General features: G+C 65.5%; 4 protein-coding genes. 2 read left to right on the forward strand and 2 right to left on the reverse strand.

The genetic code is table 11. The annotated features are described in order from the left end of the window. Positions 1-13 precede the first annotated feature (13 nt). Positions 14-139, forward strand: a complete 126-nt coding sequence (locus Drose_RS35160) for a hypothetical protein (protein ID WP_260725513.1) — start codon at positions 14-16, stop codon at positions 137-139. Positions 140-1,106: 967 nt separating this feature from the next. On the opposite strand, the gene Drose_RS35165 is transcribed toward Drose_RS35160, so the two are convergent. Then, positions 1,107-1,520 (reverse strand): hypothetical protein, encoded by a 414-nt coding sequence (locus tag Drose_RS35165; RefSeq protein WP_260725514.1) that lies wholly within the window; start codon positions 1,518-1,520, stop codon positions 1,107-1,109. A 75-nt stretch (positions 1,521-1,595) separates the two neighbouring features. Next, complete coding sequence (locus Drose_RS35170) at positions 1,596-12,404, reverse strand: LamG-like jellyroll fold domain-containing protein (protein WP_260725515.1); 10,809 nt, start codon at positions 12,402-12,404, stop codon at positions 1,596-1,598. A gap of 299 nt (positions 12,405-12,703) precedes the next feature. On the opposite strand from Drose_RS35170, the gene Drose_RS35175 reads away from it, so the two are divergent. Next, positions 12,704-13,240 (forward strand): hypothetical protein, encoded by a 537-nt coding sequence (locus Drose_RS35175; protein ID WP_260725516.1) that lies wholly within the window; start codon positions 12,704-12,706, stop codon positions 13,238-13,240. The last annotated feature ends 191 nt before the right edge of the window (positions 13,241-13,431 follow it).

A 13,431-nucleotide genomic window follows, 5' to 3' on the forward strand; every position in this document is an offset into this window, starting at 1 on the left:
CGATGTCGCACACGTGAGCCGCACCACAGACAACCGCCGCGGCCACGGCAGCGCCTACACCGCTCTGTTCCACTGCGGCATCGACGCCGACCTACTCAGCGACCGGCCGGCGAACTTCGCCGTGGACATCACCACCTGAGCCCGCCGCGACCACCTGTCCCGGCACTCAGCCGGGTGCCTGTAGGCCACCCCGGGCTCCTGGACGCACCGCGCTCCGCACTTCTACGGCGTGGCCTCCATGGCCCCAACGGGCATTACACGAACCCCAGCATCGGCGCACAATCTACAACGCCGCCGGCAAAGGCACATTCGTCCACCTCGACGCCTTCGGCTACTACGCGGCGGCGCCTCTCCGCGAACCCATCGACGACCCCGACCTGCGCCGCCGTCTCCCTCGCCGACCAACAAGTCATCACCATGTGCTACCACCACGCTCGCACCGCCGACGACAAAACGCAGTCCTGCACGACCTGCCGCGCCACGCCGACACCAACAGCCACTCATCGAGCTTTCCAAGCTGATCTTGCAGTTCAGGACGCATGCAGGGAGCCCGGCCATCGATGAGGACGAGGCTTTGGGTAAGACAGCAGTCGACCAAGATCCGATGCCCCCGACTAGGAATCTCGCCTGTGCTGGCTTACCCCTCCACGATGTCGGAGAGCGACCGCAGTCCACCGATGTACGCATCAGGCGCTCGAGAGCCAGCCGAAGAACTCGCCACCCTCCAACAAGCACACACCGAACTCGCCGACGACCTCGCCGCCGTCGCCGTACTGGAACCGGTTGGCATTGATCGACGACGGTCAAGCCAAGCGACGGCGACCGGAGACCGACGCCGCACCGCTACGCGGCACGCCACCGAACCCCAACCGGCCCGGCATACGTCCGACACTCTCCCAGCAGGCGTGATGTGGCTGGGTTGTCCACAGTGGCCAGATTAACTGATACATCGACATTAAATGCACGCGCTTGACGGCAACCCGCACGCACTACGCGGCCATTCGGCGCACAGAGCTACCAGAATGTTGCACAGAGGTTCGATGTGCGAATTTACGCGCATGCAGTCTGACGAGTACATTATCCGTTCTCAATCGCGAACCATTCACTCAGCGGATAATCATCGCTCGCCCCGTGTCAACGCAGCCATCAACTACCGCTACCAGTTTCCTGAGCGCATTGAGTTGATCAATTTTCATCTGCTCCTCCGCTTTCCCCGCATAAGCGCCACGAGACCACAACTCGCATACCTCATGCAGACGAGATTGCATTGCCTGGCACTTCCGTGCGGGCAAACGGCCGCCATCAAAACAATCCAGGTCAAACAACGGCCGAAGGGGCGTCGCAACAGTCGACCACGAATTCTCGCCGCCATAGCCTGACATCTCGGTCAGGTCGACACCCTCCTCTGCGGCAAGGAGACTGGTAAAAGCATGAAAATGCGCCCAGCCATAGCTAGCAATAAGCCTGTCGCGCTCGGGATCTTGCTCATCTGCCCGCTCGACCTCATAAATCGCAGCCACCTTGCCCCCTAGGCTAACCAGCCAGAACATAGAAGCCGGGAGGGCCGCCCACGACTCGCGACGGCCCTCCTAGATTTAATCAAACGGATTGAAGTCGTCGAGCTTCGCTCCGCCATTGAAGAAGGAGACGCTTCCGGCTGAACGGCTCCCCCCGGCCACCGCCCGTGCTACCTGCCTCAGTTCCCAACATGTAGCACAGCTTAGCGGTAGCCCGCGGCCATCGAGCCGCCCGCCTTCTTTGACCGCATTCTGAAATATCTCGGCTGGGTTACTCCCATAGCGCCCGAGCCCGTCTAGCGAAATCGCAATGTCATAGCCATCCGAGTCGTGTACCGCGTCGGACACACGATTCATCCATGCGGGACGGAACTCACCGGGAGCAACTCGCGCAAGCTTCGGGTCGTTATAGGTTTCATAGGTCCTTCCGGGGTTCGCACCACGAAGGTCGTTAGCCAGCTTATTACTGTGCTCCTGGACCCCAAACACTGCCGTCTTCTTGCAGCCGTCATTGTTGTGAACGAGGATCGGCTCGTCGCCGACGATCACATAGTACGTGTGGATGTCGGCAACGGTGAGGTCGCGCATCTCGGCGGCGCCGACGCGGTTGGCGACGGTGGTGACGGTCGCAACTGCTCCATCGGCCGTACGAACCTGGTCGCCGGGCCTGAGGTCCTGGGCGTCGGTCCAGGTGTCGGTGTCTTCGTTCCAGAACGGGTGGTGCCAGGTCGTCTTCAGCACCGCGGTCTCATCGACCTCGCCGCGCTCGACGGTGATCGTGAGGTCCGTGAGATCCGTGTCCTGGTTGCGGTGCAGCGCCTCGACCTGTTTGGCCTCCAGCGTGCCGGTTTCCGGGTCCTGGGCCATCACCCAATCGCCGGCCTCCACCTCCCCGATGGCCTTCGTCGACCCGTCAGCCATGAGCACGCGGGTCGCCGGGTCGAAGCTGTGCGTGTCGCACGACTCGGCACGGTGGCGGCCCTTGTACTCGCCCGAAGAGCCGCCGGAACCACTGCTGCGAGAGGTCGAGCCGCTCGAACTCGACGTCGTCCGGTGCTTGCCATCGGAGCTGGACGTGCTCGGCCGGCCGCCACCGCCGCCGTGCGAGGCACGCGTCGGACTGGGCAGGCTGGCTTTGCTGCCGCCTCCGCCGCCGAAGAGTTTCGGCGCGGCGCTGCCGGCGCCGCCCTTGGTGAAATACTTACTCGCGCCGCCGGTGAACTTGCTGGTCCCGGCACTCAGCGCACCGTCCAGGCCGCCCTGGATCATCGTGTCGGCCAGGCCGCTCCAGGAGAACTCCGCGTCGCCGCGGCCGACATCGATCATGTACCCGGCGCCCGAGGACATCGCGCCCGCGACCGCGCCGGCCAGGATCAGACAGCCCACACCCGTGGCGCACAGGGCGCCGACCGCGATCGTGGCCACGATGCCCACCGCCGCGGTGGCGATGAACTTCCACGGATCCTCCTTGATCGCATTGACGGTGTTCTTGACCGTGTCCTTGACCGACTTCGCCGCGGCCTTCGCGGTCTCCTTGACACACTTCGTCACACCACCGGACAGACACTTCTTGGCGTCGTGGTACTTGTCCTTGACCGTCTGGACCTTCTGCTTGACCCACTTCGTCGTGGACTTGACGACCGTCTTGGCGGCTTGCTTCGCCTTGTCCGCCACGTAGTTGTACGCAGATTTGGCGTCCTGCCAGGCCTGGCCCGAGGCGACGTAGTTGTACGTGCTGGTCACCACGTTGACGACCGGCGCGGCAACCGACTTGACGGCATTCCACGCGGACCTCCAGCCCAAGTGACCGGTGGGGTCGATGGTGGTCAGCGGGTTGCCGTCGCCGTACTGGTACCGGTTGGCGTTGATCGACGACGGGACCGGGCTGTTGTCGGCGGTGTCGCGGCTGTCGAACTGGCCGGTGTCGGTGTTATACCAGCGGGCCAGCATGTTGACCCGGCCGGTGGCCTGCTCGGTGAACTCGGACTGGTAGCCGAGGCTGCCGACCATCCCTGTCGTCGCGAGGACCGTGCCGAGCGGGTCGTAACTGGCCGACCCGGTCAGACTGGAACCGGTCGCGGTGAACTGGCCGACGATGTCGGTGTGCAGGTCGGTCCACACGTACCGCGAATTCGCCCCCGTGCCCGACCCGGCAGCGAGGACTTCCCCGGCCGGGTCACGGGTGTATTTCGTCGAACCGTCGTCGGCCAGGTCGTTGCCGAGCCCGCTGTACTTGAACCCGGCCTTGACCGCCCGGCCGAGCGCGTCGTAGTCGTAGGTGGTCGTGCCGCCGGCCGCCTGCTGGGTGACGATCTGCCCGTAGGCGTCGGCGGTGGTGTTGTACACCCCGCCCGGACCGGAGGTCAGCCGCAGCGTGCCCCGCGCCGTGTACGCGTACGACGTCCCACCGCTCTGCGACAGCAACTGGTTGCGCTGGTCGTAGCTGAAGGTCTTGGCGCCGTTCTGCGTCCGGTTGCCCGACGCGTCGTAGGCATAGCTGGTGGTCGTCGAACCGGACGTCCACGAGGTGAGCCGGTTGGCGAGGTCGTACGTGTAGCTGTTGCTCGACGCGCCCGCGAACCCCGTCGTCACCTTCGAGGTGAGGTTGCTGTTCTCGTCGTAGCCGTAGGCGACCGACCCCTGGATGACGGTGCCGTCGAACGACGACACGGTGTCGGTCTTGAGCCGGTGCAGGAAGTCGTAGGTGAAGGCACGCTTCTTGTTGTTGGCACCGTACGTGATCGTCGACGGCTGGTTCATCGCGTTGTAGGCGACGTTCAGGTCGATGTTCGTCGTCGGATTGGAGACCGTCTTGAGTCGGCCCGCGGTGTCGTAGCCGAAGTTCGTGGTGCCCGCCGCGTCGGTGCGCGACTTCATCAGGCCGTCGTTGGTGTACGTGTACGAGGTGTTGTCCGCCGGGCCGGTGATGCTCAACGGCAGACCCCGGTCGTCGTACGTGATCGCGTTGGTACCACCCGGCACGGACAGCGACGTGATACGGCCCGCGTCGTCATAGCCGAACGTCCGCGCCGCCGTCGCCGCCTCGGCGCCGGAACCGGTCTGCCCGGTGAGCTGGTTCAGGTCGTCGTAGGTGTAGGCGAGCTGCACACCACCGGGCAAGGTCTTCGACGTCAGCCTGCCGGCGGCGTCGTACACGGCGGTGAACGTGCGGTCCGCCTCGTTCGGGTAGGCGGTGGTGGCGGGCTCGATCCGCGACTCGGGCAGACCCCACGTGTTGTAGGTGGTCCAGAACTGGTTGTTGCGACCGTCGGTGAACCTGGTGGGGCTGCCTGACGCGTCGTAGCCGAACGAGGTGGTGATCGACATCGTGCCGGTGACCGGCTGTACCTCGCTGGTGACGTTGCCGACGGCGTCGTAGACCAGGGTGGTGGTGGTGCCGCGGCTGTCCTTGAACGAGGTGAGGTTGCCGTTGTTGTCGTACCCCCGTATCTGCATCGTCAGCACGTTGTAGTTGTTGTCGAGCTGCCGGACACGGGTGACTCGGCCGGCACCGTCGTACAGCATGTCGGTTGCGGTGTTGTCCGCGTTGGTGACGATGATCGGCTGGCCGAGCCCGTTGTAGGTGGTCTTGGTGAGGTTGCCGGCGCCGTCCTTGGACGTCACCGGTTCACCGACGTTGTTGTACGTCGTCTCGGTCGTCACGCCGTCCGGTGAGGTGATCTTCCGCAGCCACGGTCCCGCCTCCGCCTGGCTGCCGTAGACGCCGGTGCCGTAGTCGTAGGTGGTGGTGTTGGCCACCGATGTGGGCTGGCGCACGATCTGCGTGCTCGTCAGCTTCCGGCCGAGATAGTCGTACGTGGCGGTTGTTTTCGCGCCGGTCGGGTCGACCGCCTCCAGCAGGTCGCCGACTGTGTCGTAGACCGCTGTCGACGACTTGCCGGTCGGGCCGGTCACCTTGGTCGTGTTGCCGAACGAGTCGTACTCGTACGACGTGGTCTTGCCCCGCGGGTCGGTCGTGGAGGTGACCTGTCCCAGTCTGTCGTACACCGTCGTGCTGTTCGCGCCGACGATGGTCGTGCCACCGGGGGGTGTGTAGTCGGGCAGGATGACGTTGACCGGTCGGCCTGCGGCGTCGACCCGTACCTGTGTGACCCGGCCGAGTGGGTCCTGCTGCTCGACGACGTCGCCGAAGGTGTTGTAGCCGCGCAGTGACGTTGGCCGCACCGCCAAGGCAGTACTGCCGAACGTTTCGGTCGTCACGCTGGGCGCCATGGTTTTGACCAGCCGGTCGACCTCGTCGTAAACGAAGTTGGTGGTGTTGCCGTTGGGGTCCACTGTCGCGGTCGTCAGGCCGCGGTTGTCCACGGTGTGGTTGGTGGTTAGCTGGCCGGTGCTGGCGGTGGCGTCGGTCGTTCGGCCGTTGCCGCCGGCCCACAGGGTCGCCACGTCGGCTGCGGAGAGGGCGCGCTGGTAGATCTGCACGTTGTCGATCGAGCCGTTGAACTGGTTGACGCCGCCGTTGTTGTATCGCACCCCACCGATGCCGAATGATCCGGTCGATGCGAACGGCGTGGGGTTGGTGCCGTCCGTGCCGCGGACGTTGTTGACGTACAGGGCCATGCCCTTGGTGTTGGCGTCGAACACCCCGACCAGATGCACCCACGTGTTCGCCGCCAGGGCGTTGCTCGACGTGGCCGCAGGGTACGCGGAAGGGCTGGCCGAGTCCGACGACGGTGAGATGAACGCCCATTTGTTCAGCGCGCCGCTGTACTGCAGGTAGAACGCCGCGGAGTTCTCCGCGCCCTGCCCGAGCGCTGTCTGGAACCCGGTCAGGCTGCTGGCCTTGACCCAGGCCGACACCGAGTAGGACTGGGTGGTGTTGAGGATGTTGAAGGCGTCCAGCATGCCGGTGGTGAAGGTGCCGTTGCCGCCGCCGAGGGTGACGCCGTCGTAGCCGGTCGCGTGGTGTTGCGAGGTCGACGAGTCACTGGCCCAGATGGTTTGCCCCGGCTGGCTGGTCTCGTCGAGCTTCCACCAGCCGACCGGACGTGACGCGGCCTGGGTGCTGGTGCTCTCGGAGAGGACCCGGCCCATCGGGTCATAGGTGTATTCGCGGGTCTGCAGGACCGTGGTGTTGCCCCCACCGGCGGCGGCGACACTGTCGCGGATGCCCATGACTCGGTCGTCGGCGTCATACACGTAGTTCGTCGACCTGTTGACCTCACCGACATTCGTCGACGACGACTGCATCCGGCCGACCGCGTCGAACGTGAAGTCCGTGTGCGTGGCGCCGTTGTTCTCGGTGCGCGACAGCAGGTTGCCGGCCTTGTCGTAGGCGTTCTCCTCGAGAACGTAGGTCTTCACACCGTCGGTGCGGGTGACCTTCTTGACCTTACCGTTGTTGTAGTACGTGTATTTCGTCGTCCAGTTCATCGCGTCGGTCTGCGACGCGAGCATGCCGTCCTTGTAGTAGGCGTTGGACACCACCTGGTGGCCGACGCCGTCCTTACCGGTGACGCTGGTGGTCAGCAGGCGGCCTTCGGCGTCGAACGCGTGGGCAACGGTGCGGAGTACGTCGGCGGCCGGGCAGGGCGTGGACGGCGCCGGACTGCTGTCACACTCGACGATCTTGTCTTGTTGGCCGTAGGCGTCGTAGGAGAAGAGGGAGACCGCGCCGGTCGGGTCGACGGTCTTCACCAACTGGCCATAGACGTTGTAGTCGTTGGTGATCGCGCGTGGCGCGTCGCCGCCGGTGGTGTCGGTGACGGTTCGTGAAATGACGTTGCCGTCCGCGTCGTAGACGTCGACGGTCTTTGCGGTGTGCACCGCACCGGTCACCGCGTCGGTGGTCGCGGGTTCGGTCGTCTCGACCAGTTGGCCGTCGCTGTCGTAGGTGTAGGCGGTGACCTTCCCGGTCGGGTAGGCGGTCGAGATGACCTTCTTCTCGGTGACGCGGCCCAGCCCGTCGTACTTGAACTCGGTCACCAGCCCGGCCGGATCAGTGATCCGCACGGCGTCACCGGCCGAGTTGTATTCGGTTTTCTGCTGCTTGCCGCCGGCCGAGATGACGGTCACCGGCAGTCCTGGTGGAGTGACCCCACCACCGACAGCGGCAGTGCTGCTCGTCGTGTAGGTCGTTGCCGTGGTGCGCCCGTTGCCGAATCCGGGCACGGGCGGTGACGTCACCTTCAAGCGGTTGCCGGACGAGTCGTATTCGAGTTTCGTGCTGTGGTCCTGCCACAGGTCGAGTGACGAACTCGGCGGCGTGATCTCGATGAGCTGGTCGTTGCGCGGGTCCGGAGTGAGCACCGCTGGTGCGGGATCCGGCCAGTACTTGTAGTACGTGGTCTCGCAGTTGTCGCCGGCCTCGCCGCCGTAGTGCCCGCAGGTGGTGGTGCGGATGGTGTTGCCGCGTGCGTCCTTGCCGGTCTCGGTCTTCTGACCCAGCGGGTCGTACACCACCGACACGAAGCCGCCGACGTCGTAGCCGTACGTCGTGGTGTTGCCGAGCACGTCGACGTCAGCGACGAGCCGGTTGCCGTTGAGGGTGTCGAACATCTTCTTGGCGACGTTGTTGCCCGGGTCGGTGATGGCCACCGTGGTGACCGGGGTCAGCACCGGACCGGTCTCTGCCGGCGACAGCGAGCTGCGCGACGCCTTGTAGTGCGCGTCGACCTGTGCCTGCGACAGCGCGGTGTTGTAGTAGGCGAATTCGGCGATGTTGCCCTTGAAGTAGCTGACGTCTTGCGTGGAGCCGGGCCACAGCTTCGTCGTGCCCGCACCGACGTACGAATAGTCGGTGAACAGCGTCTGCTGATCGCCGGTGTTCGTGCCGATGGGCACGTTGTCCAGGTACAGCGTCTGCGTGCTCGTGGCCGTCGGGTTGTTCGTGCCGACCAGCACCACGTGGTGCCACTTGCCGTCGTTCACGGGGCTGATGGAGGTGATCGGTGCGGTGCCGCCGCCAGTCCAGTAGCTGCCGCGCAGCTTCCCGTCACCGCCCACGTACAGGGCAGGCACCCAGGACTGGACATTTGACGCGCCGAGCGGTTGATCCTGGTAGCCGTAGAGCACACCACTGGCCGCATGACCGGCCGGGGTCTTGAACCACATCTCGATGGACTGAGGACCGACGTCGGGCGCGAACTCGAACCCCTCCTTCATCTTCACGTACGAGGAGGTGCCGTTGAAGATGCCACCGTAGGAGTCGCTGAACGGGCTGGTGGTGTTCGGTTGCGTGGTGTCGAACGCGACGTTGTTGTAGAGGGCCGTCGTGCCGATCACCTGGTTCGACGGTGAGATCGGCGCACTGATGTCGTTGAACCGGTAGTAGTCGCGTGGCTGAGAGCCGAGTACCGATGAGACGTACACCTGGCTGGAGCCGTAGTTGGCCGGCGCTCCGATCTTCCAGACCCTGCCGTTCTCGTCGGTGACCTGGTTGACCCGGCTGGAGACGGTGTCGTAGCCGATGGTGGCGCGGACACGGCCGGCGTTGCTGGTCACCTTGGTCATCGCCGGCGTCGGGTTCTTGCCGGAGAAGTACAGCGACGAGACGAGCTCCTGGGTGAGCGGTTTGTTGTAGTAGGCGACGTCGGCGATGGAGCCGTTGAAGAACGTGGCGGTCGGGGGGCTGATGGTGCTGCCGGGCCAGGCGTTGCTGAGGAACCCGGCACCGATGTAGAGCTTGTCCTCACCGGTGTTGTGGAGCTGGATGGCACCAGCCATCGAGCCGACCAGGGTAGCGTCGAGGTAGAGCCGCTGGTCGCCGCCATTGCCGGCCAGGGCGACATGGTGCCACTGGCCGTCGTTGACCGCGGTGCCGGTCACGATGGTGTTCGTGGCGCCGTTCCACAGCGAACCGCGCAGCTTGCCGGTGTTGTCGATGTACAGCGCCGGGTTGTAGTAGGCAGGCGTGGTCGCGCCCTGGGTGACCAGGTCCTTCTGGTAGGAGAACAGCACCCCGGTCGTCGCGGTGGTTTTGAACCACATGCTGATCGACTGGTAGGAGCTTTCCGCGGCGAGTTTGACGGGCAGTTTCACCGACGAGTTGGTGCCGTTGAACGAAGCGGACGTGGAGCTGGACCAGGCCAGCGAGGGGCTGCCGCCGAGGGTGACGTTGCTGTAGATACCGTTGTCGATGCCGTCGTTGGACAGCACACCGCTGTACGCTTGGGTCTGGCCGGACGGCTCGTTGAGCCGCCAGAACGAGTACGGGCCGGTGTTGAGCACCATGCTGTTGTGCCGGTTGACCACCTGGTACTGGTAGCCGGCGCAGTCGGTCGTGGTGCCGGGCGGGCAGACCTTCGTCAGCGTGTCGCCGTCGTAGGTGTAGTTCCAGGTCATGGTGCTGGTCGGCACCGCCGGGTCGGTCGGGTCGGTGGTCACCGACGCGATGTGCGCCACGTTCGCCCCGGCTGGTGTCGACCATTGCAGGTTGAGCGTGCGGTTCGAGGCGACCGACTTGAGCTGGTCGACGCGGCCGTTGGCGTCGTAGCGCACGGTGAGCGCCCGCCCGGACGCGTCAGTGATCTTCGTCAGGCCGAAGATGCCGGTGTCGACGTTCTGGGTGAACTCGTAGGCGGTGGAGTCCTTGTCGGTCAGCGAGTAGCCGCCGGTGATCGGTTTGAAGACCGAGAACCGGCCGGGTGGCGGGGTCCACGTGCCGTCGTTGTTGCGGCCGAACGTGATGTCCTGGCCGTTGGGGTAGCGGATGACCGCGGTCTGCAGCGCGTTGTCGGCGGTCCTACCCTCGCGGACCTGCATGTCGGGCAGCGAGGACCAGCCCCGGCCGAAGGCCGAGTTACGGGTATCGAGGCTGTTGTACTCCCGGGCGATCGACAGGGCCGGGCCGACGGTGGCCACCTGGGCATCGACGTCACTGGTGGTGTAGTTGCCGACACTGCCCTCGAACCCCTTTCCCCCGTTCTGCGCCAACGACGAACTCACCAACTGCTGCGGTACGGCGGTGGAGAACACGTACGGCACCGGGTTGGTCGGGCCGACCGACGAGCGGTCGTCGACCTGCACCATGTACATGTAGGTCTTGCCCCACTGCAGCGTGCCGGCCGGCGGCTTCCAATAGCCGTCGGTCCAGCCCGACGACGCGAACTGCGCGCCCTGGTCGTTGTAGAGCAGGAAGTTGTACCGCAGACCACGGTTGGGGTAGTTGTCCGGGTCGCTGCCCTTCGCGGCGAACTCGGGGGTCAGCGTGTTGAGCGTGGTGTTGTTCGCCGGATAGCGGGCGTCCAACTGCGGCGGCGTGTTCGCCGCGTAGTTGACCTCGATGAACGGGTCACACGCGGTGTTACCGAAGTAGCTCGGGCAGATCAGGCTGGTGTCCGACGATGTGAACCGCTTCCATGCCGCCGTGTCGGCCTCGTCCGCGGTCAACGCGAACCCGAAGATCGTGCCCGGATAACTGGCCCAGTCGACCATGTACTGCTTGCTCAACCACGGCGTGGACCACACGCCTTTGTTGCGTACCTGACCCGAGTTCGTGCACGCCAGCGAACTGCTCGGCGAATCCGTCGCGATCAGCTTGCTCGTGTCGTAGCCGGGCATGGCGTTCCACGTCACCGACGACGCGTTCCAGGTGTTCGTGATCGGATACACGTTGTACGGCCGGGCCACACACGGATTCCCGTCGGCGTCGCCCTGATACGTCATGAAGATGTACAGCCGCGCCGAGTCCAGCTTCTGCCCGCCCATCATCGCCGGGAACCCGTCGAAGTTGATGAACGTGCGCGCCTTCTCGGTACCGTTGTGCGAGCCGACCGCCAGTGTCGGCTCGGTGTTCCGGGTCCCGGTCGGAGCGGTGTTGATGGCGTAGGTGTCGTACTGCGTCACCACGAGGGTCTGTGGATCGAGGATGACCGGGAACTGCCGCTTCGGGTCCCGCAGCCAGGACCCGTCGATGCTCACCTTCAACGCCGGCCCGCCGTCGGCCCGGACCAGCTCGTACTTCACGCCGTAGGAGATCTCCCCCGCACCGGCGTGGCTGTTCGAGGCGTCCTCCATGAACCCGACCGGCATCGTCGAGGCCACGTCGCCCTTGGCGGTGACGAACTCGACCTCACCGAAACTGTTCAACCGCGCCGTCAAACCCTTGAGCCGCAACGGATACACGTACTCGGTCGGCACATCCGCCGAACGCAGCACCAGGTTCTCCTTGATGCCGCTCGCCTTCGCCCCGATCTCCAGGTCGACGTTCGGGAAGGCGTTGCGGTAGCTCGCCACGGATCGGTTCACGGAGGCCTTGACCAGCGAGGCGCCCCGCAGGGTGTAGCCCAGCTCCGCACCAGGCCCGAGGGTCATCCGGACCAGATCCTCATCCACCGGCGCGGCCGCCCCGCCGGCGGTTGGGACCTCCGCACCGTCCGCGTCGACCTTCTTGGCCGTGCCAGCGGCGAAACTCACCTTGAACGCGTTGGCGGTAGTCTCCAGCCGGCGACTCGCACCCACCTTGAGTGTGCTGTCGATCGGCTGCCACGAACCGTCAGCCGCCTTGAAGTTCACCGGATTCTTGTAGACCCGCCGCGTGTACGTGCCATCCGCGTTCTCGAACACATCGGCCTTCGCGTCGCTCAGCGCGGCCTTGCGCCTGCTCGTCGCCGCGTCGAAACCCTTCCGCGCCGGCCCGGTCGACTTGTTCTTCACCTCAGGCGTGAACGGCTCGTACCGCGGCAGTTCGCCCTTGGCCTTGCGGGTGCTTTCGGTGTCCTTGGCCCGCGGCGCACTGACGTAGTGCCCGTCGGCGCCCTTGCCGCGCTGCTGCTGCGGCACCTTCGGGTCTTCCTTCGCCCACGACGGCGCCGCCGACAACCAGCCGCGCAACCACGACCAACCCACCAGGCCCCGCCCCGACGGCACCAGCGCCGCCGGCAGGCCGAGACTGAGCATCATCGCCACCACGACGACGACGCTCACCCGGCGACCCACCCGGCCAGCAAGCCGACCAACGGATCGACCAGCAGACGGACTGACAACAGGCACAGTTCGACGACCGCGCACGGCAGGCCTCCCCGTGAAGCTGATGTTGCGAACCAGGGCGCGAGCAGTCTGCGATGCGCCACCGCCCAAGCACAAGACGTTCGTAAATATTGGCGACCTTGATGGTCTGATGTCCCCTTTGGTGCTTTCGCGATCTTTAGCAGAGGGACTATCGGAGATCGACAAAGCGCGCTATCTTCGTGCCTCAAGCTGCACCCGGACGGGGAGGTGAGGCCGTGTTGCACTGGTTGACCGCGGCACGCGCCGCCGTGCGCGCATGGCCCCGGCGGCAGCAGATCATCGCCGGCTCGGCCATGCTCACTGTGCTGGCCGTGCTGGCCACATGGCTGTTGTGGCCGCAGGACCCGCCACCCCCGGCCCCACGCGAACGGCAGTACAAGGCGACCACCGCCTGCCTGCTCACCGACGACCAGGACCTGGCGGCAGAACCCGCCCGCACCGTCTGGGCCGGCATGCAGGACGCCTCCGTACAAACCCTCGTCAAGGTCCAGCACCTGGCCATCAGCGGACCACAAACCACCGCCAACGGCCTGACCTACTACAACACCCTCGGCATGCAGCGATGCACCGTCATCATCGCCGCCGGACCCGTCCCAGTCGCCGCCATGACCGAAGGCATCACCGCCTTCCCCGACATCAAGCACTACGCCGTCGGCGGCAACACCGACGGCAAACCCGTCACCACCATCGACACCACAACCGCCGACACCATCAAGACCGGCGCACGAGCCGCCGTCACCGCCGCCGGCTGACCCCGGCACCAACCTCGCGACAACGATCGACGACGCGCATACCCTCGTCGGTCACGCCCTCGGGCCCGGCCGGCGGCACACACCGGTCGTGCCGAACCGATGACTCGTGCCGGTGGTGCCTGGTCGATCGTGGCCGCCGCCGGAACCCGGGCGGCGCGTTCCGGGCCAAGCAACTCCATGATCATGGGAAA

This window comes from Dactylosporangium roseum (assembly GCF_025264685.1).
GTDB classification, from domain to species: domain Bacteria; phylum Actinomycetota; class Actinomycetes; order Mycobacteriales; family Micromonosporaceae; genus Dactylosporangium; species Dactylosporangium roseum.